Raw genomic sequence first — 24,790 nt, forward strand, 5'->3', positions numbered from 1 at the left:
CTTAGACCTGAGCGAGCAGGACGAGGTCCGGCCGCATGTTGAGGAAACCCGGATAGGAATAGATCTCGGGCTGGACCCACTGGTCGCGCTGGGTGTCGCGCACGAGCAGCGGGTAATAGCGGCGGCCCATCTGGTGCATGGTCTCGAACTGCTCGTTGTTCGGACCCATGACGTGCTTGAACATGCCCGGCACGCCGGTCGGGAAGATCTTGCACTGGCTGGCGGTGATGCCGATCTGGGTGTTGCCGCGATAGCGGATCCAGTCGACGCCCGCGAAATGGAAGATCTCGTACCGCTGCATCCCGCGCAGATCTGCCGCCGCAGTCCAGTTGAGGTACGTCTTCTCGACGTCGGGGTGCGTCACCAGCCGATTGAAGAAGCCGGCGCTGCAAAGGGCCCGGATCGCGAAGGCCGGCGCGTTGCCCGCAAGGCTGGCTTGCTCGATCGGTGTCACGATCAGCTCGTCGATGTCGCGACGCAGCTTGCCGGGGAGCGGATTCGCGTTGTCGAGATCTAGGTCGATCACGGTCGGCTGCGAAATACCGAACTCGGCATAGAGGTCGATGATGATCGAACCGTTGGGGTTCTTGACCACACCGTTGAGCGCGCCGAGCCGGTGCAGCTCCTCGGTGCCTTCGAGATCAACGATCAGCTGATCCTGCTTGCGAGCGAGCACTTTCGCCAGCGTCTCGACGTCGCCCTCGCCGTCGTACGGCCGCAGGTTGGCGATCTGGTGCGCGTAGATCTGGTCGCCCTTCGCCACGCGCGGGAGCTTGAACTGGCGGATCGACTTGGCCGGCTCAGTGCCCATCTCGATCGGCGCGCCACGGAGGCTGGTGTTGATGAGGTTGAGCTGACCAGCCCGAAACTCGATCTGGATCGTGTCGGTCGCGACCGGCTCGGGCTCGAATCCGATCAAGGTGTCCAGGCCGGTCGGCACATACGGGATCTTGTCGATCGCCTTGAGCATCGAAGTGACGCTGAAAGTCGGGTCGTTGAAAACGTCGAAGGTGATCATGGCGTAGCGCTCCTTTGCGCGAATGGCGTCGTCAGGACGCGTGCTGGGGAAGAACCTTCATGCCCTTGGCGCGCAGGGCGTTGAGGGCAGCGAGAAGGTCGGCGGCGGCGATGCCTGCCTTGGCGATCAGGTCGTTGCCGTTGATCGTCGCCGGGCCGTTGACGGTGGCAACGGTGACGGCGTCCGCGTTGGTGGCGTCCGTCTTGTGAAACAGGATCGCCGCGGCGACCTGCGCACCGTTATTGAGGGCGACATCATGGGCGACGTACTTGCCCGACGCGGTGATCTTGCCGAGGATCTGGCCGGGGTAGAGGACACCGGCGCCGCTCGCGACGATGATCTCCTCGTTGATGATGTTCGGGGCTGCGCTCTCGCCGAGGTAGCAGCCGGGACGGCGGAAATCGTAAGAGTTCATGGACGGCATGACGGCTTCTCCTTGTCAGCGCTTGCTGTGCTGGGGGCGAACGCGGTCCCAGATCGCGTCCGCCGACTTGCTATCGGCGGCGGGCGTCTCGGCACCCGCGCCGAGCTGCGGGTTCTGCGTGCTCACCAGCGCGGCGAGCATCGGATCGGCGGCGGCCGAACCCTTGGGCGACTTCGCGAGCAGGCCGGTGATCTCGTCGGTGCTCATCGAGGTCTGAAGCATATCGGCGGCCTGGCGCTCGCGGCCGGTACAGTGCTCGCATGCGAACACGGTCGCGACCCGAGCGCGCTCATCGGCTCGGATCTGCGCCTCCGCGCTCAGTGCCGGCGCGGGGGGCGCGGGATCAGCGGCGGCTTGTTCGGGCTGCTGCTCCTCCTCCGGCGCGGGAGCCGGCGGCGTGACGCCCGCCTCGTCCTCTTCGTCTTCCGCCGGCGGCGCCGGAGGATCGGCGGGATCGCCGGTGGGGTCTTCCGCCGCCTGCACCGGCGGCACCGCGCCGGTCGTCGTGTCGAGCGCGTGGAGCGCCGAGCCGCCGAGCAGAGCGCGGGCAGCACGGGACACTCCCGCGAAACGCGAGTTGGTGTTCATCACAGTCTCCTTGGTCGGTAGGGTCAGGCTCGCGCGAGCGAGCGTTGCAGCTTTGCCCAGGCTTCCGGCTCGGACATGATGCCGTCCATGAGCCCCAGGCGGAGGCCATCGCGCGCGTCGAACCAATCGGCCTCCGTCGCATCGACCGACTGGATCGAGATCGCGCGGCCGGTTGCGACAAGCTTGTTGAAGCGCGTCCGCGTGTCGTCACACCAGATTTGCAGCTTCTCGGCCGCCTTCTGATCGAGGTTCTCGTACGGCATCGTTCGGGCCTTGCGGTCGCCCGCGCGGACGATCGTCACCTTTACCCCGCCCTTTTCGAGCGCGGCCGTCAGATCGACGTGCATCACGAAGCAGCCGATCGAGCCGACGATGGCATCCTCAGGGCCAAACACCTTGTCGCAAACGCAGGACAGGGCATAGGCGGCGCTGGTCGCCTGCTCATTGACGTAAGCCCAGATCGGCTTGCCGCCCTCGCTCTTCGTGCACTGCGCGATTTCGGCGGCCAGCGCGAAGCAGCCGGCCGTCGCGCCGCCCGGCGAATCGACGTCGAGCCAGATCGCCCGAACGTCATCGTCCGCCATCGCGGCGCGCAGCTTGCGCGCGATACCGTCGTAGCCGGTCATGCCCGAGATTGGATCGAGATAGCCGTACTTGTGGACCAGCGTGCCCGAGATCTCGATGACGGCGACGCCATCAGCCATAGGGTAAGGCTTCCAGTCCTCGTAGGAGCGCCGTGCCTCGCCAGAGCTCATGGCCGCCTGCATGTCAACCGCGTCCATGACGCTGCCGTCGAGCCGCTCGAACGACCCGATGCCGAGCCGCTCGCGCAGCGCCGCGACGATCACCTCCGCCTTGCGCGGATCGATCATCACCGGGACGTTGAAGAGCTGCTGCGCCACATGGGCAAGTTTCGTCATGCGTCCGCTCCTGCCGACTGCCGCGCATCGATCGCGTCCTGATCGTCCATCCCACCGCCGGCGTTGGTATCGTTGCCGCCGCCGGCGTTCCCCGTCCCGACGGTGGACGGGTTGCTCGAGATGGGCAGGCCGTACTTGCGGCGCTCTTCCAGCTCGCGCTTCTGCTGCCAAAGGACGTCACGCCAATCGCGACCCTGCTCGGCGCAGTCGATCTCGAGGTTGGAGACACCGCCTTCACGGTCGACCGCCGAGCCGTCGGCTTCCTTCTTCCGGTCGATGATGCCGCGGCCCGGCCCGATCCACTCGCACTGTGTCAGCGCGTCGCGCCAAACGTAGAACATCGTCTTGCCGCCGGGGATCTCCACCAGGTCGCGGGCGACTGCCTCCTCGAGCCAGGCAGCAAAGATCGGCGTGCAGAACATCTGCGTGAACAGGTGGCGGTCGGCAAGTAGGCCGCGCCAGATCTCGTTGAGAAGGGTCCGCGCGCTCGAGTAATTGATGCCGGACCAGTCGTTGGACAGCTGCTCATACGAGAGGCCGAGCGCGCTCGCGATCGCGCGCAGGATGTAGTTCTGGAAGGTGACGTAGTTGCTCGAGGCGCGTTCGGATGTGAGCGTCTCGATGCTGTCGCCGTCGGGCACGACCGCGACACGCACCCCGTTGAAGGTGAGGTCGGCCTGCTCGTAGAAATCGGCGCGGTGCGCGTCGGTGCTCTCGTCGATGCCGTCGTCGACGGGCGACATCGATGCCGCCATATCATCCGAGCTGCGCTTGGTCCGCGCGTACAGGCCGAAGATCGCGTTGGTGATCTGCGCCTGCAACTCGGTTTTATCGGCGAGCCCCTGCTGCGTGATCCGCGAGATCGCGGAGGCGAGCCGTCCAATCGAATGATGCTGGTGCGCCCGTCGCTTGGCAATGGCTCGCACGAAGAGCGGGCGCCCGGTCGCCGTCTCGCGCGGGATGCGCGTCCACGCCAGCGACTTGTAATCGCCGGGGGCATCGTCCGGGTGGCTGTTGCGGACGTGGTATGCGACCTCGGCGCCCCACTGGTCCAACTCGACGCCGCCGCGCAACGTCGCGCTGTCCGGCGCGCCATCCTTGTTCGACAGCCGGTCCGGGTCGACCACCAGCACCGACGTCTGGAACGGGCTGCCACGGTCGAGCATATACATCGCGGCGCAGGCTGAGCCGTCAACGACGTAGTGGCGATATGCCAGTTGCACGAGGCCGCCGAAATGGTGGTGGCGCTCGACGTCGCACACGAACCGCGACGATTTGCCCCAGACCCGGAACAGCGCCTCCACCTTCGTTGCCCACTCGTCGGCCCACTCCGCCGAAAGCCCCATCGCGGCGAAGTCCGGCTTGAGCTTGAGCCAGATGTTGGAACCGACGACCGCGTCAACGCGGCGGTCGATGCCGCCGTTGATCAGCGCGTTGTTGCGATCGATGTCGCGCGATCGCGCTACGATCCTGTCGCGCGACTGCATCACCTCGTTGTCGGGCGAGCGCAGACGCGGATTGAAGCCCGATAGCTCCTGGCTGTGCCCGCCGGCCACATAAGCCGGCGACGTCAAACCCAGCGAATAGGCACGCTGCTTCGGCGCCCCGACCGTCGCGGTGATTGTGCCGGCGGAGGTGCCGCCGGTCGCCACCGATGGCGTCATCGACCGAACCTCACGCTCAGCGCGCGGAAGCGCGGACGGCCGCTGCCGGCTGCGCGATCCAGCGCCTCGATCTGATCGTCGACTTCCGCGATCGCGCCCTTGATGTCATCGGGCGTCATCGTCGCGTACACCACGCGGCGGCCGTCCCGCTGGTATTCCTTGACCTGTTGCCCGGTCAGAAGAGACGTGCGCGCGCTGACGAGCGCGGCGCGGTCGGCAACGAGCTGCTCCCGTGTCGGCATCATTTCCTCCTGTTGAGTGCCGCCATTCGCTCTCGAGCGGTTGGCGCGCGTGTGGTGACGGGCACGGCAGCCGGCGCAGGCTGGCCGATCTCGTCGACGGATATTCTGACCGGCTTCGCCCAAACGGGGCGCTTCGCGATCCAGTCGATGTCGGCGCGGTCGGGGCGCAGCATTAACCGCGCCGCCTCGGCGTAGCCGAACAGATCCAGCGTCTCGTTCGGGCCGCGACGCTCCCAGACATCGTCGATCAGCACCTCGCCTGAGAACTCGGCGAAGGTCGATTTGGGCAGGCCGCGCGCGAAGTAGCACTGGCCCGGCCCGCCATCGGTCGTTGCTACGCGCTCCACCGAGAGCGTCTTGAGCTTGTGCACGCCGAGATCGAACTCGAGCACAACCGGCAGCACCGATTTGCCCATCTCATCGACGCTGACCTCGCGGCCTTTCGGCGGAAGTTCCGGCGCGGCCGGCGACTTCGAGCCCTTAATCAGCCGGACGCGCTCCCAACGCTGCGCCTTGCCCCAAGAGTAGCCGGCCCGCGACATGCGCCGCGCGAACTCGCGGGCTTTCCATGTGACGTGGCCGTCGCCTGTGTCGATCGTCATGGCCGCGACCGGCAGCGCGAGATCCGGGTCGTCCGCGAGCGGCACCAGCCGGTCGAGAACCTCCGTGCGCAACACGTTCCAGTCGTCGATACGCTCGGCTGGCCTCAGATCGCGCAGCACCCCGTCGGGCCAACGGCGCTGCTTCAAGGTGACGCGATCGATCAACCAGGACCTGCCCTCGAGATCCCAGCCCCAGAAGCCAACGTCGAACTTGGACCCACCCGGATCGACGGCGGCAGTCACGAACAGGGCCTGGCTCGGCACGGTCCCGACCTTGAACCCGTCGGCGTCCTTCGCCCGCTCCTCGAGCTTGCCCGCGTCCAGCGCCTGCGCCACGCCGTCCGCCCCCTCGTAGATCTCGCCCAGAACCTTCGCCGAGACCTCGCGGAGCCGCTCCGGTCGCTTCGTGCGCTCGTATGTGACGAGCGCGCTGATGTACCGCCGCGCGAGATCGGCCCAAGACACCCACGGCGACATCGCGCCGTGTATCCAGAACCCCATCACCTTCCGCGAGCGTGGCTCACCGGTGACGTTGCCGTTCACATCGATCGACTGGCCTTCATGCACCCATTTGCCAGCGGCGTTCATGGCGCGCTTGGCCTCGTTGTCGATGATGCTGCCGCAGTGCGGACAGCTGAGCCCGGCCGTCTTCGCGACGTGATCGAACATCTCGTCATCGCTCACGCCGGTCAGCCTCACGTAGAAGAGCGTGGTGCGCCAACCCTTCGGCGCGGTCGGGCAAGGGCTCGAGAAGCCGCCGCAGTCCGGACAGGGCCAGTACCAAATCCCCCGGCTCGACTCCTTCCATGCCGCCGCGACCCCGGAGGTCCAGCCCGCATCCATGTGGCTGCACACGTAGCCCTTGAACCGGGTGCCGACCGTCGTGCCGCGGATCAGCATCTGGTCGATCATGGAGTTGCGCAGCTTCGGCCGGGCCGAATCCACCTCGTCCACCACGATAAGCCCGCCGGTGCGCCCCGTGATGGTGCGGGCGTTGATCTGCAAATATTCAAGGATGCGGCCGGCGATGCGCTTGAACGTGCGCTTGTCGTCGCTGCGCCCCTTGCCGACCTTCGCCTGGATGTCAGGGTGAAGCTCGAAGATCTTCGTGACCGTGCGGTCGATGTAGCTGTCGCGCTCGCTATCCGAGCCGAGATACCACAGCACATCCGGCACCGGCCCGAATTTGAGCCGCTTGAACAGGATATTCTCCGCACCGATCGTTCCACCGACGCGGCCCGGCTTGGGCACGATGATCAGGTTCGTCGCCGGATCGTCCCCCGCCTCTTGCGGCCCCAGCATGTAGGGCGTCAGATCCGGGTTCCAGAGCGAAGCGCCCGTCCCCTCGGCATGGGGAATGTACCGATAGCGCGCCGCGCAGTCGGTCGTCGAAATGTCCTCCGGCGGCGTCAGCAGTTGCAGCGCTTCGCGCGCCATCGTCACCGGGTCGGCGCAGAACTCGTCGCGGGAGAGACGGTCCAGGTCCCGCCCCACCTCTTCAAGCGCGTCCACCGATCCCCCATCGTGCGAGCGACGCGTCGACCCGATCGCGCACCGTGATCAGTACCGTGCGCAGCTCGCCTTGCACGTCCGCGCGCAACTCGGCCGGCCATTGGCCCGCCACGTCGAGCCGCTCCGCGACTGCGAGCGTCTCCGCCTGCATCGTCGCCATCACATGCGCGAACAGCGCGGCAACCTGATCGGCGCGGACATACTCGCCCTGCAACTGCTTGAGGCGGTGCGTCGTCATCTGCGCCTCGGCGAGCGCCTTCATGCCCCGAGCGTCCGAGGCGCGATCGGCAGCGGCGCCGGGTCCAGCGGCGACGTCGGACGAAGGGGCGGCGCCCTCTGCCCCGCCGAACCCGGCCAAGCGGGCAATCTCCGCCTTCCGCGCCTCTTTCCCTGCTTTCAGGAATCGAGCTTGCTTGATCAGGTAATCGAGCACGTCGACGAGATCGAACTGCCACGCCTCGCCGACGCGCCCGCGTTGCTTCACCGGGAACGCCGCATCGTTCGCGATCCAGCGCTCGACAATCCGCCAGGTGGCGCCGGTTGCGCGGGCCATCGCCGCTGCGTTGACCATTTCGCCAGCCGTCGCTGCCTCACGCGATTTCAAGAGCGAATCGAGGTAGTCGGCCGGGCTGACCGCTACCCTCGGCATGTCATGCTCCTGATCCCGTAGAGTTGTTAAACGCCAACCCTTCCGGGCAACAAAAAAGCCCGCAAGAAAACTTGCGAGCTTCTGTGGCGGGCGTAATTCGCCAAGGCCGATCTGCCCGTATTTGGGTTCCGGGTCAAGATCTTCTTTGGGGCATCGAACGAATTATCGGTGCGACATACACCATCAACCCCAACAAACCTCTCCTAAATGCTGCCGAACCGTTGGTATATCTGCATTTTGCGAGCCTAGATGCTTCCCTGACAGAGAAATCATGGAGAACAACTTGATCGAAGAGACTGATCACATCGTCTGGCACAAAGCGGCGTGACCATCGAAATTCGTCTCGCGCCTCAGCCTCGGTGGCCGTCTTCGCAAGATGGCCGAACGTTTTAGGTCCGTCGCCGAACTTGGGATAAAACGTGCTCGCCACTAGCGGGTCGAGCCCAGATCGTTCCCACTGTCCCCGATACCAACCACAACAGGCGAACTCCTCGATGTCGAGGACGCCGGCACGAAACAACTTCGTGACCCGGTCGACACGCCTGACTGTGATTATCGGCTCGCGCACCGTCCCTTCGACCTTCTCAGTCTCGTAGGGGTCGAACTGGTCGCGGGCGAGTTGCTCCTCCGGCAGCGTGTCGCGCGACTCCTGCAAGTTGACGAAGCGCCCATGTGCTACCTCGATCCGCGCTGCACGCCGGCGTTGATCGGTCTCGCGATCCATCAGGTCGCGGTTGATGATACCGCGCACTCGCAACTGCTCGCGCTCGCGCGCCGCGCGAATCCTTGCGAGCGGATCTAGCTCGTCCCGGTCGTTCATTACTTTCCCCGCTTCCCAAAGAGTTTCTCGGCCAAAATCTCAGCCTGTTTCTGATCCGTCCAATTTTGCAGCCAGGTCGGGTTGATCAGGATCAGCCCATGTTGGTGCCATGCCTCCCGCGCTGCGCGTTTCGCCGCTGCCGGATCGGGCTGGTGATGAAGGCGCGCGAACGGTGCGAGGCTGGACTGGCTCATGCCGCCGCCCCTTCCTGCCGCTGCCGCACCTCGATGCGGCGGTTCGGCGCCTCTCCCGTGATGAACCAGACGCGCCCACCGTGCTCGCGCGCGTTCAGATCATCGCAATGGCGTTGCAGCTGATCGATCCCGCCGGCTGCTTCCTGAGAGTGAATCTCGCGGCACAGGTCGATCAACTCGCTCGCCTTGGGCATGAAGCGGCTGGCGCGCACCCACTTGCGGCACGCGCGCTCAAGCAGCGCGGGCGGTATGTCGGCGACGTCGAGAATGAGCAGCCGCATCGTCTCTGCGTGCGCCTCAAGGTCGGCCTGAACCGAAGGACGGTAGCGCAGGCCCATCTCGCCAATCAGGCGGGCTGTAGTCGGGTGGACCCTCGGCTGCACGGGCTCGTCGAACGAGATCGAGCGCTGGGTCGGGGCGGTGTCCTCGAAGGTCGCCAGCGCTCGGCTGGCTAGTGAACTGACGGGCTCCATGCTGGTCGTCTCCGTTGGGATCGTAGATACCGCCCCAGCCCTTGGCTGCGGCATGTTCGAGCAGTCGGCTTGGCGGCCACTCAGGGCTTGAGAGGCGATCGAGGTCGCGCAGCAGCTTGGTGTGCGCGGTCGCGGTGTTCGCCAGCTTCTTGCGCTTTCGGTTGGCGAGGAAGTCACGCCAGACCTGATCGGTCGCGAAGTCGGGCTTCGGGAACACGTCCTGCGCGCGCTGCGCGGGAATAGGGGTGATAACCCCTATTATCCCTGTCCCTGTCCCTGTCTCTAGCGATCCCGGTGGGATGGTTTCGTGATCCCGGTGGGATGCTGTAGTCGTCCCGGTGGGATCATCTGCGCGTCCCGGTGGGATCGACGCTGCATCCGTTCGGGACTCCCGACGTCGTGCTTTCGCGAGCGATTTGGAGTCGGGGGCGATCGCCGCGAGGCGGTCTGCGGCGTCCGACAGCATGGCTTCGATCGGCGTCGCATCGAAGGTCGACTTCCACCGCTTCGCGTTGCCGGCACCGCTCGAGATGCGCTGCACGAGCTTCTCGATCCACGCCTCGAGCGCGAACTCGCAAACGGTCTCGTGATACAGGCGTCCGTCTTCGCATTCGACGAAGCCGCGCAACGCGTCCTTCTTGACCTTCCGCCACGTTTTCACGTCGCGACCGAGCCCCGCCGCCTTCGCGAGCGCGCCGTCTTCGTTCTCGAGCGAACCAGCGGGGATCGCGTGCCAGGCGGAGAACCAGAGATTCACGCCGGCGCGCCACGCGCTGTCGTCGATCACCGCGTCGAAGCTGGACTGCCTCAGACGAGATATGTCGATCATCATCCGCTGGAAGTCGCGCAGATCGCAATCTGGCGGCGTCAACGGCATCCTGAGGTTACTCACCGGATCGCCTTTCCGCACCGGTATCGATGCTGTTCATCAGCGGCTGCCGAACTGCCGCACGAGCGGGACGGCACTTCGCCAAGGTGGTGTGAAGCCGAGCGCGTCCGCCGCGTAATCAAGGATGCCGAGCGCCTCGGCCTGATCGTGCTTGGCCGGCTTCCAACCGAACTCGCCGCAGCGATCCATCGCCAGCCCCTTGAGGTCGACCTTGATCTGCTTGCCGGTGAGCGGGTCTCGCGGACGCTTGATGCCGCCGAGAAAGTGCCGCCGCCAGGACGACTGATTGACCGCGCGCACGATGCGACATTCCATCGCATCGCCCCAGCTCTCGGCGTGCATCGCGAGGCCGTGCAGCACGTCTATAGTGCGCTGGTTGGTTATGCCCGCGCCGGGTCCGAGATTGAGCGGCGTTTCGTAGAACACCGCGTCGATCGTGCCGAGCATGTGGATCTCGGACATGCACTGGTGCAGCTTGCCGAACGTGCCGCCCAACGAAGTGAACTCGCTCCCGAGCACCCAGACGCCGGACGCGGGGCCAGCGTCGGCGGGGGACCATGTGGCCCAACCCGCCGAGCGCATCGACAAGTCCATTGCGAGAATTCGCACCGGACGGTTACTCCGCCGCTTCGGCGTCGGGCGCTGCGCCCACGTCGTTCGCGGTGGTCGGCTCTTCGCCCGCGAGATCGCTGTCATCGGCGGGGTGCGGAGGGATCGTCACCAGCTTGGGCTTCGAGCGCTTCGGCTGCGTCGGGATGATCTCCTCCCGCTGCTGGCCCGCCGCCACGTCGAGCAGATCGTGCGGCATCGCCACGCCGAGCGCCTTGAACAGGCCGTTGAGCGAGCGGAGGTAATCGTCGCGCTTCGACTCCTCCATCTCGAAGATGCGGAAGGCGGTGCGCGCGGCGGCGGGCTGGATGTTCGCCCGCTTCTTGATCGCCTTGTAGGCGGTCGACTGCTCCTGCGCGAACTCGCCGACCCGCGACTGCGCAGGCTTAATGTCCTCGCGGTACAGCTTCACCGCGAGGTCGAAGTCCGGCTTTGCAACCTCCCCACTGATCGGGGCGGCGGACCTTGCCATTCGTGCCATCGTCATTCTCCTTGTGAGGGCGTCGGGGGGAGGGATTGGACCGGACTCGGTATGGGGCTCAGGGGGGCCACCGAGACGCACCGGCAACGGGGTGTCATGGAAACCCATCCCCCCTCTTTCGCGCCCCCGACGGGCGCGGCGTTCTTGAAAGCGATCATCCGGCTTCACCGCGGAGGATGCGCAGCTCGCGAGCGCGCGTTTCCTCCGGCGAGAACCTGCCCGCCGGCAGGAAAAGCCGGTTGGGGTCCATGATCGCACCATTGGCGAGCGCGTGCAGCGCCGCCGGGGTAAAGTCCTCAGCGGCGGTGCCGATCGTCTCGGCTATCTGGCGGCGGCGCTCCTCGGGCGTCATGCGGCTTCCCCGAAGTGCTCGGTCTGGTTGCCCCAAGCATCCCAGCCGGTCCGCTGCTCGCGCGCGAACAGCTCGGCGTAAGGCCCGGCGTAGAGTGCCTCGACATCGTCGTGGAGGTTCTCGGGCTTGCGGCTGTGCTCACGCGTCGGCGCGACGATCAGGTTGCGGACCGAGCGCGAGCGCACGGCAGGCTTGCCGATCGTGCCGAGCAGATAGAACTCGGCCGCCGAGCGGAAGCAGTAGCCGGTGCCGAACGCCCATGCGGTGTCGGTGCTGGACCGCTTCGCCCAAGCGCCGGCCGACTTGAACGTGAAGCCCCATGCGCGCAGCAACTCGATGGCGTCCGGCAGCATCGGCGCGGTCGCCCACATGAACAGCGCGCAGTCCGGCGCAGCGAGGTGTCCGACCGGCAGCGCGGCAATCGCGGCGGTCTCCATGCATGGATAGTGCGCGACCGGGTTCTTGGCCTCGCCTTCCGCAGAGAAGTTGCGGAAATACCAAGGCGGATCGGCGATGATGGCGCCGTAACCGAACATGCGGAGGGAGCCGAAGGGCCAGGTCTCGGCCATCGCCCTACCCCGCCGTCCGCGCGAGGCGTTCGCGGTATCCGTCGAACACCTGAGCCGCCGCCTCGATCGCGTCGCGGTTCGCGCGAAGAGCGTCGTCGGAGAGTTCTCCGCCGGCCGAGGTCGCTTCCTGCAACGCTACGAGGGCGCGCATGATGACGAGCACCGCTTCGGCCGCCGGCAGGTGGCAAGCGTCCAGCGGCACGATCTTCATGTCGATCAGCGCCATCACAGCGTTGGCAAACTGGCCGTTCCACTCGCGCGTGCCGAGCAGGAACGAGATGAGACCCATGTCCCCCTCGCCCGATGCGTAGCCGGCGGCGGTCTCGCGCTGCTTGCCGAGCACCAAGCCGACGTCGTTCCAGGACAGATCGTCCTGCTTTTTGATGGCCGCGATGCTCGCGCCTAGCGTCTCAAGCGCCTTCGTTCCCGAAAACGACCGCCGTCTGCGGTGGAAATCCGACGCGCTCATACCGTAACGGCCCCGGCATGACATGCACGCCCCAAGGGGTTCACAGGGAGGTTCGAGCGCCGCAGATCCAGACGGAGGCCATTAGGGTCCGTCGGCAGCGCATCGAACACGTCGCACATCGCTAGGTTCGCGCCCAGCGCGCTTCTGGGCCCCAAAGCTGCGCTAGTCACCGGAAAGTGCCTCCGCGCTCGCAGCTGCGGCGGCGTATTCGTCAACGGCGCACATGGCTATGCTACGCGCCGCCCCTGCCGGGCCGCGAGCAATTTGCCCAAGCATTGCGGCGACGACATCGGCCGCCAGCGCTCGAACCTCAGCTCGCTGCGTAGCGGTCAGGCTGGATCGTACAATGCCAAGGTTTTGCAGGTCATAGCTATCGCCATGCCCGGAGCGCACCAACCGCCGAACCGCGTCCTCCTGCTCGGGGGTAAGGGCGCTCATGCAGCGGCTCCGCTCAGGACCAGTGTGCATGCAACAAGAGGAGACGAAAAATGGCTGACGTTCGATCTATCCACGCAATTGCTTGGTTTACAGCGAGCGCGACCGCCCGAATTGCGCATGATTTGGCAGACCAAGGCCTGCTCTCCGATGACGCGATCAATCATCTGCACGCTCTCCTCGCAGTCGCGCGCAAGCACATTGAGGCGCTCGGGGATGTTGATTCCGAGAGCACGTTGCTCGCACTTGAGCAGCAATTGCCCTTCGCCAGTCGGCCCCCTGCTCCTTGATCGATTCAATATCGGCGATACACTTAGCCGCGAGTGCTTCCGCGACCGCGTGACGCACATGATCGCGAACTGCGGCATCGCTGCCGTTAAGCGCGCTGGCGATCATCTCCGCGACGATCCCACGCACTTCGGCAGCCTGCGCATCTGTGAGCGCGCTCATGCCGCAGCCGCCTCGGCCGGCGTTTCGCCTCCTATGGGGGATTCCAGCCAAGACTGGATCAGCACCTCGCCGTTCGTCGCCTTCTCGATGGCGTGTGCCAGATCCAGCGACGGGCGTACCCTGTTGCGGCGAAGCTTGCTGACCATCGAGCGATCACGTCCAATCAGCGGCGCGAAATCCGCGTCGTTGATCGCGTGGCGCTTCAGATAGGCGTCGAGGGAAGTGCTCATGCGCTCGTATTGTGCAAGCGATGCACACAGGTCAAGTACGAAATGTGCAGAATATGCGCACGACACCGGATGGCGCTCTGTGCATGACGCGCACATGGACGTTGACTGGCTCAAAGCGCGCAAGCGCGAACTCAGCATAACCGACGCTGATTTGGCGCCGGCAATGGGTGTTGAACGGTCGGTTGCTAACAAGATTGCGAACGGGAAGGTCGAGCTAAACGCGCGCCGGGCAGACGCTGTGGCAGCCCTACTAAAGGTCAACCGAGACGAGGTTCTTTATCGCTTCGGGATCTCGGCTGCACAACCTCCGGCCGAGTCGGCCGCAAGGCTTCCAGCTGCAATTTCTGATCACCAGCCCACTCGTTCGATTGGAGCGGGAGAAACTGTTGGTGTTATGCGAATGGACCTATCTTATGCGATGGGACCCGGCACCGACATCGACCAAGATTACATCGACGGAGAGATCGTCCAACTCGATGTCAGCTTTTTGCGGCGGCTAACACCCTCATCGCCGGAGTTGATCCGGATCGTAAATGGCGTCGGCGATTCCATGTTCCCCACGATCCACGACAGCGAGGATCTCGTCCTAGATCTCGGTCAGAGAACGCTCAATTTGCAAGACAGAATATGGGCGATCTCCCTTTTCGGTGTGGGAGCTGTGAAGCGCCTCCAAGTCGTTGGGCAAGGTCGGATCGAGGTGATCAGTGACAATCCCGACGTGCCGAACCGCGAAGTGGATGCCGAGGACATCATTATCGTTGGTCGCGTGGTAGGATCGATCCGCAGACATTAATATTTTGGGGGGAGACGAGATGAACCTGAAGCTCGTTTTCGCGGCAGCTGCATTCTTTGTTTGCGCTCCTGCCATAGGGGAACGCAAAGCACCCCCGCCGGAGCCCACCACGCGTCCCAAATGGATCGACGTGCGACGGGAAGGCGAGCGGAAGTTCAAGAGCGTTTTGGTCGACCCCGATTCAGCGCAGATCTCCTATTCTTCCGGATTTCAGTGGGGCTATTTAAAGCCTCCCCTCACCGCTCGTACATATGGCTGGATTGCTTGTGGTTCCGCGAACGCGAAGAACACCATGGGCGGCTACGCTGGCGCGCGCCCCTTCTTTATTTTAGTCGACGCAAACGGAGGTGTTCAGGCCGATTTCGCTGACGAGTACGTATCGACGTGCGATCAGGGAAAGCCGGTGCCGTTGCAGCCGGAACTTGAGACATCGCCAAGCACTGTCATCCCATCGTCTAAAGCGGATGAATTAGGCAAGCTTGCTGACCTGAAGTCCAAGGGGGTATTGACCCAGGCAGAGTTTGACGCAGAAAAAGCGAAGCTCCTGGCGCGCCCCTAAAACTATGCGCGCTATGTCTCTCAATGTGGTGGGTGCACAGCACCCGAACAAGCGAGGTCCGACTCGACTATTCGCTGTTGAACTATGTCGTCCAGGCGATCTCGTTGAACTTCGACCGGAGCCCAAGAATCCAAAAGACGAGTACGCCGTCGCAGTTTACAATAGCGCTGGGATGCAAATGGGCTACCTGAGTGCTGAACGAGCGCCGTGGATCGGCGGCATGATCCGCAGCGGGCGCGAGATTCGCACCGTCTTCCAGCATCAGACCAGCTACGGGGCAGTGATTCGGCTCGCATTTGATGGCGACGATCCTGACCTCACAGGGCTACGAATGGCGCCGCCGCAGCCGCCTAGCGAGGTTGAATTCTGGCCAGACGAGGAGTGGCCGGACGAATAAAGTGCATATGATGCACATTAGGCGTTGACGTAATTGTGCAATGAATGCACACAAGGCCCATCGAACCCGATGGGAGCCTTGCAATGCAACTCTTTCTCGCGGCTGGCCTGGCCGCAGCGTCCGCCCCTTCCATAGCCTTCGCCGGGCTGTGGTGGCACGAGCATCGCCTTCGCCGCGGCGAGCAGCTGTTCTCCGTCTTCATGACGCAGCAACGCGACACGCTGCTGACGGAATTGCGCCGGCTTAAAGAGGTCGAGGCCGGTCGCAGCAAGATCCGGTCCGCAGCGATAGCCCGCGGCAATCGCACCCGCTCCTGGCGCCGCGCCGCCGCGGAGTTCGACCCGTCGAAGTACGAGAAGGCGACCGTCGGCACGGTGGTCGAGGGCACCCGCGTCATCGTCGATGAAGGCTTTCCCTGCATCAAGCCGGGCACGCGCCACTATGTCCGAAAGGACGAGAACGGCTTCTACATCGCCTGCACGAGCGGGAGCCATTACCTCGAGGGCCAGCTCGAGGAGGGCGACGTTTATCTCGGCGTCTATCTCGCGCCGTCACCGCGCGACGAGGTGCCAGCGATCGAAAGCGCCGCCGCATGAGCGCGATCGCTTCGATCGAGACGTGGCAACCCCTCGCGTATGTGTCGCACCGTCGACGCTACCAACTGAACCGCACGAACGGCGCTACCGAGATCAGCACGCACGATGACCTGAGCGAGGCGAGCGACATGCTCGAGGCGTTCGGCCGCGCGCACGCTGATGACGCGGAGGCGGTCGCCGGGATCTACGACTTCCACACGCTGACCTTCGTCGACGCGTTCTGCGGCGGGGTGGCGTGATGGAACGCTTCCGGTCCGGGATGGAGGTCATCAACGCCGGCGCTCCGGTAGCAAATCCGGTCGTCACCGCAGAATGTTTCGGCCGCGAGTTTCCATTCCTCCACGCCGCATCGATCGTCGTGCGGCCGAGCGCGGACCTCACCGCGACCGAAATCTGCATCGCGCACCCGGCGTTCGCGGTCGGGCTCTTCCTCGGACTGAGCGCCGAGAGTGCGCGCGACGTGGCGCGCTGGCTTATCGCCGCCGCCGCCGAGGTCGATCGGGCGGGGATACCCTCATGAAGCGCGCGATCCAGCTGTTGCTGATGGGCTGGCTGCTCGGCGCCACCATCGCCCTCGTCATGGCCGTGCCCGCCTGAGCGGCACCCACCCCTTTTCAAACAGGAGACGCCATCATGGCAGAGACCGCCGTCGTATCTCGGGCAGAAGAGCCCGCCACCCAAGACATCATCCAGGAGGCAACGACCAACCCGGTCGCAGTGCTCACCGATGAGGCGAAGTTCGACCAGTTCTACCAGCGCATGAAGGAAGAGACGGACGGCTTACAGGCCGACGTCAGCACCAAGCGCGGTCGGGACGCAATCGCGGCGATGGCCTACAAGGTGTCGCAGACGAAGACGGCCATCGACAAAGCCGGTCTGGCGCTGACGGAAGGCTGGCGCAAGCAGACCTCGACCGTGAACGCGGCTCGCAAGAAGATCACCACCAAGCTCGACGAGCTGCGCGACCAGGTGCGCGCGCCGCTGAACGCTTGGGAAGAGACCGAGAAAAAGCGTGTCGCTACCTGCGAGGCGACGATCGCCCGCCTCGCGCGCGATGGCGTCGTGCAGCTGGCCGATACGAGCGAGCAGATCCGCGCGCGCATCGCAGCCGTCACCGCGACGGAAATCGACGAGGCGGTCTATCAGGAGTTCGCGGAGCAGGCGCTCGCCGTGCGCGAGGCGACGCTCGCCAACCTCGAAATCGCCGTTGGCCGGCTTGAGAAAGAGGAAGCCGACCGCGCAGAATTACAGCGGCTGCGCGAGGCCGAAGCGCAGCGTCTCGCCGCCGAGGCCGAGCGGGCACGCGAAGAGGAACGCCGCGCGGCCGAGCAGCGCCGGCAGGAAGAGATTGAACGCGAACGGCAGGCAACGGCTCAGCGCGCCGAGGAGCAGCGCCAGCGCGATATCGAGGAAGCATCGCGTCGCGAACGCGAGCGGATCGAGCAGGAAGCGCGCGATCGCGAGGCCGCCGCCGAGCGCGAGCGCCAAGCCGAACGTGACCGCGTGGAGCGGGAGCGCGCCGCCGAACGCGCCGAGTCCGAAGCGCGCATCGCGAAGGCAGAGCGCGAGGCACAGGCCGAGCGTGAAGCCGCCGCCGCCCGCGAGCAGGCGCGCCGCGACGAAGAGCAGCGCATCGCCGCCGAGCAGCGGCAGGCTGCCGAGGAACAAGCGGCACGCGAGCGCGACATTGCGCACCGGTCGGCGGTCAACGGCGAGGCGCAGGCGGCTATCGTGTCCCTCGGGGTCAAGGATCAGGTCGCTCACAACATCGTGCTGGCAATCGCCGCTGGCACGGTGCCGCACGTCCGGATCGCCTACTGATGTCCGGGCAGCTGATCACGAAGCCGGGTGCCTATCCGGGCATCGACGGCGAACGCTACCACGCGCAGGAGATCTGCGACGGTCCCTCGATCAGCAGTTCGGGGCTCAAGCTGATCACGTCCAAGAGCCCGGCGCATTTCTGGGCGCAGTCGCCCAACAATCCGCGCCGGGTCCACCGCCGCGACAAGCGCCACTTCCGCGTCGGTCGCGCGCTGCATGACGTCCTGCTGATCGGCGGCGCGGTTCCGGCCAATTACCATCTGACGCCAGACGGCTTCGACCCGCGCCACACGAACAAATGGTCGGACAGCATGGACGGCTACCGCGCGGCGATCGCCGCCGGGCAGACCATCCTCTCCGTCGGCGAGTTCCGCCTGGTGCAGGCGATGGCGGAGTCTGTCTCCAAGCACGAACTGGCTGGCGCACTGCTCACCGCCGGCGAGCCCGAGATGACCCTGGCCGCGCGCGACCCAAAAACGGGCGTGTGGCTTCGCGCGCGCCCGGACGTGCTGCCGACCGTCATGGAGATCATCCCTGACGTCAAGACGGCCGAGGACGCCTCGCTCGAGGCGTACGAATCGTCCGCCACCCGCAACGGCTATTTCCAGTCGGCCGCCCATTACATCGACGTGATCAATCTCGTGTTCGGCGAAGCGCGCCGCCGCTTCGTGCTGATCACGATCGAGAAATCCCCGCCCTACTGCGTCGTCATCGACCACCTCGACGACGACGATCTCGAGCAGGCGCGGATGCTCAACCGCAAGGCAATCGACCTGTTCGCTGCCTGCACCGCGTCCGGCGACTGGCACGGGTACAACCCGCCCGGACGACCGATCCGCGCCCTCCACATGGCCGCGTTCCAGCGCACCATCATCGCGAAGATGATCGAGCGCGGCGAACTTTCCTACGACTGAAAGGACGACGATGATCCTCGGATACGACACGGAAACGACCGGCCTCCCGCGCTGGAAAGAGCCGTCGGACCACCCGCAACAGCCCCATCTGGTGCAGCTCGCCATGATCCTCTTCGACATGGAGGGGCGCGAGGTCACGCGCTGGGCCAACCTCGTGAAGCCGGGGTACGGCGCTGTCATGGAGCCCGAAGCGTTCGAGGCCCACGGCATCACGCTCGAACGCGCGCGCGACGAGGGTGTCGAGCCGCGCCAGGCATTCGCTGCGTTTCAGGACATGCTGCTGAGCGCCAAGCTGATGGTCGGCCACAACGAGAGCTTCGATCGGCGCATGATGCGCATCCATGCGGCCCGGCATCTCGGCTTCAAATGGGAGCCGCCGATCCCGAACTTCTGCACCCTCTATCGCACGAAGTATATCATGCGATTGCCGGCGACCCCGAAGATGATCGCCGCGGGTGTGCCGGGTCCGAAGTCGCCCAACCTCGGCGAGTGCGTGAAGCACTTCCTTGGGGAGGAGATGGTCAACGCCCATGATGCGCTCGCCGACATCGAGTACACGATGCGGGTCTTCTGGCACCTCGTCCAGAAGCTGAACGTGCCGATGTTCAAGGCGCCGAGCAAGGCGAAGGGCTTCTTCGAGACGGTGACGGTCTGATGGCCGGCGCTGTCACCCCTGCCGAGATCCTGAACCAGCGCGCGGGCGTGCCCGCAAGCCAGGCGACGCGCGTCGAGCAATCGCGCGCGATCGCCGAGGTGCAGGCCGCGTTCGCCGTGGCGCAGGCTCGGCCGCGCGACGCCGCGCGCGCGCTGGCGCAGATCCTCGAGTCCTGCCGCATGAAGACCGTCGCCGAGAGCGCCTTTTTCAAGTTCCCGCGCGGTACAAGCAGCATCACCGGCGAGACCATCCATCTCGCGGTCGAGATGGCGCGTTGCTGGGGCAACATCAGCTACTCCGTCGTGGAACTCGAACGGAACGACGAGCGCGGCATCTCCGAGATGCTCGCCACTGCAACCGACCTCGAGACCAACACGACGAGCCGCACCAGCTTCATCGTGCCGCACAAGCGCGACAAGGAGGGCAATAAGCCGGCGACCCCGCTGATCTCGATGCGTGACATCTACGAGAACAACGCGAACATGGGCGCGCGCCGTCTCCGTGAGTGCATCTTCCGGGTACTGCCTACCTGGCTGATCGAAGAGGCGAAGGCCGCCTGCTACAAGACGCTCGAGAACGGCAGCGACGACCGTCCGCTACCGGTCCAGTTCGCCGAGGCAATTGCCGCGTTCGAGCAGCTGGGCGTGTCGCAGGCTCGGATCGAGGCCAAGCTCGGCCCGATCACCAGCCTGACGCTTCTCGATCTCGCCGGGCTCAAGATCAGCTACCGCAGCATCACGCGGAAAGAGATCTCCGCCGACGACGAGTTCCCGCGCGCATCGCTTGAGGACACGACCGACGCGGCGCGCCGGGTCGCTGAGCAGGTCAAGCAGGCACCGGCAGCCGATGTCTCGCCGGTGGCCGGCGCTAGCGACGCCGGCGAAGATCCCCGCCGCCGCGTCGCCGACCAGATCATCGCGACGGTCGGCAAGCTCACCTCGTCGGTGGACATCTCGAACCTGCGCGGCCTGCGCGGCGAGGACATCGCCGCTCTGCCGGACGAGATGGCGGCGGAGGTCGAAGAAGCCTTCCGCAAGGCGCTCGGCAAGATCGGGCCCGCGAAGTGAGCGGGCCCGCCTGCCTCTGGTGCGAGCGCCCGATGGCCCCGTCCGGCCAGCGCAAGAAGTTCTGCTGCACCGCGCACCGCGGCGCCTTCCACGAGGGCTGCCGTCGGCTGGGCGAGCGCATGTTCGCAGAGGGCGCGGTGACGCTGGCCCAGCTGCGCATGGAACACGGCGGAGACGCCGTTGACGGCTCGCGGGGGGCCGGAACCACCCCCGCCGAAGGAGAAGGTCATGAGTAAGCAAGCATTGATCGACGGGGTTGCGGCCACGGCTGGCGGCACCAAGGCCGATGCGGCGAAGTATGTCGACGCGGTCGCATCCTCGCTGCACCAGATCGTGGCGGGCGGCGGTCGTGTGATCCTGCCGCCGCTCGGCACGTTCGCGCTCAAGCAGAAGGCCGCGCGCACCGCGCGCAACCCGAAGACGGGCGAGACGATCCAGGTCGCGGCCCGGCAGGACGTGCACCTCAAGCCGTCGAAGGCGCGCTGAGACATGAGCGCCAGTGCGACCAAGCCTGAGCCGGGAAGCCGCGCGGCGCACTGGCGCTCGGTTCACCTCGCTGGCGATCGCGGCCCGATCATGCGCCGCACGCCCATCTTTTTCCCATTCTGGAAGCCCGAGCATGAGCTGCGGGCGATAGAGGAGAAGCGCCGTGGCTGATGCCTCTGCAAATCCCGCATTTGTCGGCCTGAGCAACGGCACCCATGCCGTCATCGAGAAACTGCTGAGCGATATCCACGCCGCCGGCGAATGGACCGACGAGCACGAGGCACTGCTCGCCGCCTGGCGCGCGTCGCGCGTCGATGCCGCCAAGGACGAGTGGCGCTGGTGGGTCGGTGCGGTCGACGACGACAGCTACGCCGAGGACTTCGCCACGCGCGACGAGGCGATCGCCGCCGGTCCCGCCCACGCCGAGGAAGGCTGCTTCCAGATCATCGAGGCGCGCTTCTGGGCGGACAACGTGAAGGACGGCGCGGAGATCACTGACTTCGCCGACTGCCGCAACCACGAGATCTTGGAGGTTTTCTGATGTCGGACGGCACCAAGATCGAGTGGACCGATGCCACCGTGAACGCCGTTAACGGCTGCTCCGTCGTCTCGCCGGGCTGCACCAACTGTTATGCCATGCGGCTCGCGGGCACGCGCCTGCGCACGCATCCCACCCGCGAGGGGCTGACGGTCGATTCGAAGGCCGGACCCGTCTGGAACGGCGAGATCCGCGTCAACGAGAAGGCGATGCTCGAGCCGCTCCGCTGGACGCGACCGCGCACGATCTTCTGGAACGCGCACGGCGACCTGTTCCACCCGGCCGTTCCAGATGAGGTGATCGACCGTTGCTTCGCGGTGATGGCGCTGACGCCGCACCACCGGCACCAGGTGCTGACGAAGCGGTCCGCGCGGATGCGAACCTACATGCAGGATTTCGTGCAGGGAAAGCGGTCCATCGTCGACGCGGGCCGCGGCATGGCAGCTCCGGGCAAGTTGCCTGGCATTCTCAGCGCAGCGCGCGAGCGATCGCCTGCCGGCACCCCTACCTGGGCCTTGCCGAACGTGTGGCTCGGTGTCTCGGTTGAGGATCAGCCACGCGCAGAAGAACGTCGCGCCGATTTCGAAGCGACGCCGGCGGCCGTAAAGTTCGTCTCTTATGAACCTGCCCTTGGTCCGGTCGATTGGACCGGATGGGAGTTTGTACGGCAGATCATCGGTGGCGGCGAGAGCGGCCCAAAGGCGCGTCCAAATCATCCGGATTGGCAGCGCTCGACTCGAGACTGGTGCTCCGCGAACGGGGTCGCCTACTTCTTCAAGCAATGGGGTGCTTGGTATCCCGCGTTCGCCAATCCCGGTGCCGTCGACGCTGCCATCGTCAAGGAGACCCGCACGCTTGCGGATGGCACAGTCGTCCACCGGCTGGGGAAGAAGGCCGCCGGCCGCCTACTCGACGGCTCGCAGCACAACGGGATGCCGGTATGATCCGGTCAGTCTGCGCCGTGTGGATCGTCGTTGGGATGGCGCTGCTCGAGCTTCCGCGCTTCCTCAGCGAGATCGTCCCACTCTATGTCCACCGGCTTGTGGGCCATGTCGACCAATGCTGTTCGGATATGCTCGCTCGCGCCCGGCTGATCGTTCCGCCACATGGCCCGTATCGCTTTGCGGATTTGATCTTTCGCCAAATCGGTACGCTCATCGCTGCGCATAGCTGCGATCAATCGCAGGATCATCGGAGCCGCAAGCGCGCGCTTGTTGTCGCTGGTTGGCGCGTCCGCCCACACGCGGGCCTGATCTTCGACGTCCATCCGCTCGCGAGTAACTATCGCCATGACTGATCGCCCCATCATATTCAGTGCGGCGATGGTGCGCGCGCTACTCGCCGGACACAAGACGCAGACGCGACGCTTGGCCACATCGCCACTCCGGCACTGCGCGGTTGGCGACCGCCTGTATGTCCGTGAGGCGTTCCGCGTCGACTATTCCGCCAACTGGTATCGCGAGGATCTCGGCCGCTGTCCCACGCCGAGCGAGATGGACCCGACGTGCACTGGCATCGAATTCTTCGCCGATGGCGAGCGTGAGCTTGGCGGCAATGGCTACCCGTCGATGCACATGCCACGCTGGGCCAGCCGCTTGACGCTCATCGTCGAGAGCGTGAAGGTCGAGCCGTTGCAGGCGATCAGCGAAGCTGATGCAGCTGCGGAGGGCGCGATGCCCGTTCCTGTCGGTGCGCCGCCGGGCATATCGGATCTGACGGGCTGGACTCACGGTCAAGCGATCGAGCCGCCAGACGACTGCTTCCTCTCGGCTATCGCGAGCTTCCGCCACCTGTGGCGTAGCCTCCATGCGGTCGGTGGTGCCCGCTGGGAGGACAACCCCAACGTCGTCGCGCTGACCTTCCGCGTCGAGCGCGGCAACATCGACCGGATCTCTCAAAGCGAGCAAGCCCTGTGATGAGCTCAGAGCGCGCCACCCCGGCACGTTGGCCCCGCCTATTGAGCGAGCCGGATGCCGCCGAATATCTGTCGATCAGCACCACGACGCTGCGGGACAAGGGCCCGAAGCCGAACCGGCTCGGCCGGCGCGTGCTCTACGACATTCAAGTTCTCGACCGCTGGGCCGATCGGCTCGCGGGTCAGCCGCTGGACAAGCCAAAGGCCGAGGAGGAGGCTGCCGAAGTTGAGCGGCGATTCCTCGAGCGAAGGCGCAAGCGGAAACATGCCAATGGGTAATCTACGCTACACCTACGTCGTGAAGGGGCGCTACTGGCGCTTCCGCCGCGGCACCTTCAACGTCCCGCTGCCGGGCAGTCCGGGCGATCCGGAGTTCCACGAAGCCTATGCCGGCTTTCTGGCGACGACGAGCAACAAGCCCAAGGAGGCCGATCGCTCGAGCTTCACCTGGTTGATCAAGCAGTACCGGGCCAGCGCCGAGTTCAAGACACTCCGCCCGGCAACGCAGCTGGATTACGGGCGCACGCTCGATCTGCTGGTCGAGGAGCTGGGGGATCAGCCGTACCGCTTCACGACGCGGGCGATGATCAAGGCGCTGCGCGACGATCACGCGGACACGCCCCGCAAGGCGCACAAGATCAAACAGATGGTGAGCCGGCTCTACAGCTGGGCGGATGAGAACGATCTCGTGCCGGAGGGTATGAACCCGACCGAGAAGCTCAAGAAGCTCAAGGCGCGGTCGAAGTCGATCACACCGTGGAGCGAGCCGGAGATCGCGATGTTCCTCGCCAAGGCGCCGCCCTATCTCGTCACCGCCACCCTGCTCTGCCTCTACACCGGCCAGCGAGCCGAGGATGTGGTGACGATGGAGTGGACGCAGTTCCAGGGCGATCTGATCCGCGTCACGACGTCGAAGACCAACGAGATGATCGACATCGCCTGCCATCCGATCCTGCGCGCGCACCTCAAGAAGGTCCGGACCCGCTTTGGTGGCCGGATCGTCCGGAACGCCGCCGGCAAGCCGATGACTGCAAACGCGTTCGCGCAGGCATTGCGGGGCGTCGTCGAATCGATCCCGGAGATGCCGAACGGCCGCAGCCCGCACGGGCTCAGGTACGCCGCCGCCGGCCGAATGGAGGAGGCTGGATGCACGATCGTCGAGGCTTCCAGCGTCCTCGGGCACCGCACTTATCAAATGGCGATGAAATATCTTTCGGGCCGGAAAGCCTCGGAATCCGCGCTCGCCAAGCAGGAGAACAAAGGGTGACAATGAAAACCGCAGGGATTTCGACTGCAAACTCTCGCGTTCGCGGGGTTGACGCCGGAGCGAAACCCACGCATTTGCGCGCCCTCCACGCGATCGAGGCCCGATGGCGGAGTGGTGACGCAGAGGACTGCAAAGCCTCCTCGAATCGGCGCAAGTCCTCACAAGTTGGCAGTTTTCCCGGTCTGTTCCACC

38 protein-coding genes are annotated in these 24,790 nt (G+C 65.4%); 19 read left to right on the plus strand and 19 right to left on the minus strand.

The genetic code is table 11. From position 1 onward, the window contains the following. Nucleotide 1: 1 nt before the first annotated feature. The 17 genes from BLS81_RS03090 to BLS81_RS03170 form a co-directional block, all read right to left on the minus strand. Nucleotides 2–1,018, minus strand: a complete 1,017-nt coding sequence (locus BLS81_RS03090) for a major capsid protein (protein ID WP_093220562.1) — start codon at nucleotides 1,016–1,018, stop codon at nucleotides 2–4. Nucleotides 1,019–1,049: 31 nt separating this feature from the next. Further along, nucleotides 1,050–1,442: a head decoration protein gene (locus BLS81_RS03095; protein ID WP_093220564.1), complete on the minus strand. Its 393-nt coding sequence runs from the start codon at nucleotides 1,440–1,442 to the stop codon at nucleotides 1,050–1,052. Nucleotides 1,443–1,457: 15 nt separating this feature from the next. Then, nucleotides 1,458–2,030 (minus strand): hypothetical protein, encoded by a 573-nt coding sequence (locus BLS81_RS03100; protein ID WP_093220567.1) that lies wholly within the window; start codon nucleotides 2,028–2,030, stop codon nucleotides 1,458–1,460. 23 nt (nucleotides 2,031–2,053) lie between these two features. Next, the gene (locus BLS81_RS03105) at nucleotides 2,054–2,950 is read right to left on the minus strand and encodes a S49 family peptidase (RefSeq protein ID WP_093220570.1); all 897 of its coding nucleotides are present in this window, start codon (nucleotides 2,948–2,950) and stop codon (nucleotides 2,054–2,056) included. Continuing rightward, complete coding sequence (locus tag BLS81_RS03110) at nucleotides 2,947–4,614, minus strand: phage portal protein (protein WP_093220572.1); 1,668 nt, start codon at nucleotides 4,612–4,614, stop codon at nucleotides 2,947–2,949. The genes BLS81_RS03105 and BLS81_RS03110 overlap by 4 nt, the downstream gene beginning before the upstream one ends. Next, the gene (gene gpW / locus BLS81_RS03115; protein WP_093220575.1) at nucleotides 4,611–4,856 is read right to left on the minus strand and encodes a gpW family head-tail joining protein; all 246 of its coding nucleotides are present in this window, start codon (nucleotides 4,854–4,856) and stop codon (nucleotides 4,611–4,613) included. Before gpW ends, BLS81_RS03110 begins: the two co-directional genes overlap by 4 nt. Then, a complete protein-coding gene (locus BLS81_RS03120; protein WP_093220577.1) occupies nucleotides 4,856–6,970 on the minus strand; it encodes a terminase gpA endonuclease subunit in 2,115 nt (704 codons plus the stop codon). Before BLS81_RS03120 ends, gpW begins: the two co-directional genes overlap by 1 nt. After that, nucleotides 6,957–7,619: a hypothetical protein gene (locus tag BLS81_RS03125; protein WP_093220580.1), complete on the minus strand. Its 663-nt coding sequence runs from the start codon at nucleotides 7,617–7,619 to the stop codon at nucleotides 6,957–6,959. The genes BLS81_RS03120 and BLS81_RS03125 overlap by 14 nt, the downstream gene beginning before the upstream one ends. Before the next feature lie 133 nt (nucleotides 7,620–7,752). Continuing rightward, entirely contained in the window at nucleotides 7,753–8,439 is a 687-nt protein-coding gene (locus BLS81_RS03130; protein WP_143023282.1) for a hypothetical protein, read from the minus strand. Then, on the minus strand, nucleotides 8,439–8,633 hold the full coding sequence (locus BLS81_RS03135; protein ID WP_093220584.1) for a hypothetical protein: 195 nt from the start codon (nucleotides 8,631–8,633) through the stop codon (nucleotides 8,439–8,441). The genes BLS81_RS03130 and BLS81_RS03135 overlap by 1 nt, the downstream gene beginning before the upstream one ends. After that, on the minus strand, nucleotides 8,630–8,971 hold the full coding sequence (locus tag BLS81_RS03140) for a hypothetical protein (protein WP_143023283.1): 342 nt from the start codon (nucleotides 8,969–8,971) through the stop codon (nucleotides 8,630–8,632). Before BLS81_RS03140 ends, BLS81_RS03135 begins: the two co-directional genes overlap by 4 nt. Continuing rightward, on the minus strand, nucleotides 8,931–9,998 hold the full coding sequence (locus tag BLS81_RS03145) for a DUF1376 domain-containing protein (protein WP_143023284.1): 1,068 nt from the start codon (nucleotides 9,996–9,998) through the stop codon (nucleotides 8,931–8,933). The genes BLS81_RS03140 and BLS81_RS03145 overlap by 41 nt, the downstream gene beginning before the upstream one ends. A gap of 36 nt (nucleotides 9,999–10,034) precedes the next feature. After that, complete coding sequence (locus tag BLS81_RS03150; RefSeq protein ID WP_176786999.1) at nucleotides 10,035–10,589, minus strand: hypothetical protein; 555 nt, start codon at nucleotides 10,587–10,589, stop codon at nucleotides 10,035–10,037. A gap of 22 nt (nucleotides 10,590–10,611) precedes the next feature. Next, nucleotides 10,612–11,085, minus strand: a complete 474-nt coding sequence (locus BLS81_RS03155) for a hypothetical protein (protein ID WP_143023286.1) — start codon at nucleotides 11,083–11,085, stop codon at nucleotides 10,612–10,614. A 154-nt stretch (nucleotides 11,086–11,239) separates the two neighbouring features. Continuing rightward, nucleotides 11,240–11,437 carry a hypothetical protein gene (locus tag BLS81_RS03160; RefSeq protein ID WP_093220597.1) on the minus strand — a complete coding sequence of 66 codons (198 nt, stop codon included), beginning with the start codon at nucleotides 11,435–11,437 and terminating at the stop codon, nucleotides 11,240–11,242. Then, nucleotides 11,434–12,006, minus strand: coding sequence for an MT-A70 family methyltransferase (locus tag BLS81_RS03165; protein ID WP_093220599.1), 573 nt, complete (start codon nucleotides 12,004–12,006; stop codon nucleotides 11,434–11,436). The genes BLS81_RS03160 and BLS81_RS03165 overlap by 4 nt, the downstream gene beginning before the upstream one ends. Nucleotides 12,007–12,010: 4 nt before the next feature. Beyond that, nucleotides 12,011–12,475 (minus strand): hypothetical protein, encoded by a 465-nt coding sequence (locus BLS81_RS03170; protein WP_093220602.1) that lies wholly within the window; start codon nucleotides 12,473–12,475, stop codon nucleotides 12,011–12,013. Nucleotides 12,476–12,963: 488 nt separating this feature from the next. On the opposite strand from BLS81_RS03170, the gene BLS81_RS20300 reads away from it, so the two are divergent. Beyond that, complete coding sequence (locus BLS81_RS20300) at nucleotides 12,964–13,200, plus strand: hypothetical protein (RefSeq protein WP_143023287.1); 237 nt, start codon at nucleotides 12,964–12,966, stop codon at nucleotides 13,198–13,200. A 156-nt stretch (nucleotides 13,201–13,356) separates the two neighbouring features. On the opposite strand, the gene BLS81_RS03180 is transcribed toward BLS81_RS20300, so the two are convergent. Further along, on the minus strand, nucleotides 13,357–13,590 hold the full coding sequence (locus BLS81_RS03180) for a hypothetical protein (protein ID WP_093220607.1): 234 nt from the start codon (nucleotides 13,588–13,590) through the stop codon (nucleotides 13,357–13,359). A gap of 94 nt (nucleotides 13,591–13,684) precedes the next feature. Here BLS81_RS03180 and BLS81_RS20305 point away from each other — a divergent pair, with 94 nt between their 5' ends. The 15 genes from BLS81_RS20305 to BLS81_RS03250 all read left to right on the plus strand — a co-directional run bounded on the left by BLS81_RS20305 (nucleotide 13,685) and on the right by BLS81_RS03250 (nucleotide 22,360). Further along, on the plus strand, nucleotides 13,685–14,383 hold the full coding sequence (locus BLS81_RS20305) for a S24 family peptidase (RefSeq protein WP_143023288.1): 699 nt from the start codon (nucleotides 13,685–13,687) through the stop codon (nucleotides 14,381–14,383). A gap of 19 nt (nucleotides 14,384–14,402) precedes the next feature. Further along, a complete protein-coding gene (locus tag BLS81_RS03190) occupies nucleotides 14,403–14,942 on the plus strand; it encodes an SHOCT domain-containing protein (RefSeq protein WP_093220613.1) in 540 nt (179 codons plus the stop codon). Between the two features lie 13 nt (nucleotides 14,943–14,955). Beyond that, a complete protein-coding gene (locus tag BLS81_RS03195) occupies nucleotides 14,956–15,339 on the plus strand; it encodes an HIRAN domain-containing protein (RefSeq protein ID WP_176787000.1) in 384 nt (127 codons plus the stop codon). Nucleotides 15,340–15,422: 83 nt separating this feature from the next. Continuing rightward, entirely contained in the window at nucleotides 15,423–15,935 is a 513-nt protein-coding gene (locus BLS81_RS03200) for a hypothetical protein (RefSeq protein WP_093220621.1), read from the plus strand. Beyond that, nucleotides 15,932–16,174 (plus strand): hypothetical protein, encoded by a 243-nt coding sequence (locus BLS81_RS03205; protein WP_093220624.1) that lies wholly within the window; start codon nucleotides 15,932–15,934, stop codon nucleotides 16,172–16,174. The genes BLS81_RS03200 and BLS81_RS03205 overlap by 4 nt, the downstream gene beginning before the upstream one ends. Continuing rightward, on the plus strand, nucleotides 16,174–16,455 hold the full coding sequence (locus BLS81_RS03210) for a hypothetical protein (protein WP_093220626.1): 282 nt from the start codon (nucleotides 16,174–16,176) through the stop codon (nucleotides 16,453–16,455). Before BLS81_RS03205 ends, BLS81_RS03210 begins: the two co-directional genes overlap by 1 nt. A gap of 113 nt (nucleotides 16,456–16,568) precedes the next feature. Further along, nucleotides 16,569–17,756: a coiled-coil domain-containing protein gene (locus BLS81_RS03215; protein WP_143023289.1), complete on the plus strand. Its 1,188-nt coding sequence runs from the start codon at nucleotides 16,569–16,571 to the stop codon at nucleotides 17,754–17,756. Continuing rightward, the gene (locus tag BLS81_RS03220; RefSeq protein WP_093220631.1) at nucleotides 17,756–18,670 is read left to right on the plus strand and encodes a PD-(D/E)XK nuclease-like domain-containing protein; all 915 of its coding nucleotides are present in this window, start codon (nucleotides 17,756–17,758) and stop codon (nucleotides 18,668–18,670) included. The genes BLS81_RS03215 and BLS81_RS03220 overlap by 1 nt, the downstream gene beginning before the upstream one ends. A gap of 10 nt (nucleotides 18,671–18,680) precedes the next feature. Then, nucleotides 18,681–19,325: a 3'-5' exonuclease gene (locus tag BLS81_RS03225; RefSeq protein WP_093220634.1), complete on the plus strand. Its 645-nt coding sequence runs from the start codon at nucleotides 18,681–18,683 to the stop codon at nucleotides 19,323–19,325. Continuing rightward, complete coding sequence (locus tag BLS81_RS03230) at nucleotides 19,325–20,392, plus strand: hypothetical protein (RefSeq protein ID WP_176787001.1); 1,068 nt, start codon at nucleotides 19,325–19,327, stop codon at nucleotides 20,390–20,392. The genes BLS81_RS03225 and BLS81_RS03230 overlap by 1 nt, the downstream gene beginning before the upstream one ends. Nucleotides 20,393–20,424: 32 nt before the next feature. Next, a complete protein-coding gene (locus BLS81_RS20650) occupies nucleotides 20,425–20,628 on the plus strand; it encodes a hypothetical protein (protein ID WP_176787002.1) in 204 nt (67 codons plus the stop codon). Further along, a complete protein-coding gene (locus BLS81_RS03240; protein ID WP_093220639.1) occupies nucleotides 20,621–20,878 on the plus strand; it encodes an HU family DNA-binding protein in 258 nt (85 codons plus the stop codon). The genes BLS81_RS20650 and BLS81_RS03240 overlap by 8 nt, the downstream gene beginning before the upstream one ends. A gap of 3 nt (nucleotides 20,879–20,881) precedes the next feature. Beyond that, nucleotides 20,882–21,049, plus strand: a complete 168-nt coding sequence (locus BLS81_RS20655; protein WP_176787003.1) for a hypothetical protein — start codon at nucleotides 20,882–20,884, stop codon at nucleotides 21,047–21,049. Then, complete coding sequence (locus BLS81_RS03245) at nucleotides 21,042–21,419, plus strand: hypothetical protein (RefSeq protein WP_093220641.1); 378 nt, start codon at nucleotides 21,042–21,044, stop codon at nucleotides 21,417–21,419. The genes BLS81_RS20655 and BLS81_RS03245 overlap by 8 nt, the downstream gene beginning before the upstream one ends. Then, nucleotides 21,419–22,360 (plus strand): phage Gp37/Gp68 family protein, encoded by a 942-nt coding sequence (locus tag BLS81_RS03250; protein WP_093220643.1) that lies wholly within the window; start codon nucleotides 21,419–21,421, stop codon nucleotides 22,358–22,360. Before BLS81_RS03245 ends, BLS81_RS03250 begins: the two co-directional genes overlap by 1 nt. A 5-nt stretch (nucleotides 22,361–22,365) precedes the next feature. On the opposite strand, the gene BLS81_RS20310 is transcribed toward BLS81_RS03250, so the two are convergent. Continuing rightward, the gene (locus tag BLS81_RS20310) at nucleotides 22,366–22,683 is read right to left on the minus strand and encodes a hypothetical protein (protein WP_143023290.1); all 318 of its coding nucleotides are present in this window, start codon (nucleotides 22,681–22,683) and stop codon (nucleotides 22,366–22,368) included. Nucleotides 22,684–22,705: 22 nt separating this feature from the next. On the opposite strand from BLS81_RS20310, the gene BLS81_RS03260 reads away from it, so the two are divergent. From BLS81_RS03260 to BLS81_RS03265, 3 genes are read left to right on the plus strand one after another with little or no spacing between them, the layout of a single operon-like run. Further along, a complete protein-coding gene (locus BLS81_RS03260; protein WP_093220648.1) occupies nucleotides 22,706–23,332 on the plus strand; it encodes a hypothetical protein in 627 nt (208 codons plus the stop codon). Nucleotides 23,333–23,373: 41 nt separating this feature from the next. Then, a complete protein-coding gene (locus BLS81_RS20660; RefSeq protein WP_176787004.1) occupies nucleotides 23,374–23,610 on the plus strand; it encodes a hypothetical protein in 237 nt (78 codons plus the stop codon). Then, entirely contained in the window at nucleotides 23,603–24,598 is a 996-nt protein-coding gene (locus BLS81_RS03265; protein WP_176787005.1) for a tyrosine-type recombinase/integrase, read from the plus strand. The genes BLS81_RS20660 and BLS81_RS03265 overlap by 8 nt, the downstream gene beginning before the upstream one ends. Nucleotides 24,599–24,790: the final 192 nt, after the last annotated feature.

It is taken from the genome of Sphingomonas sp. NFR15, from assembly GCF_900103265.1.
GTDB lineage: Bacteria > Pseudomonadota > Alphaproteobacteria > Sphingomonadales > Sphingomonadaceae > Sphingomonas > Sphingomonas pollutisoli.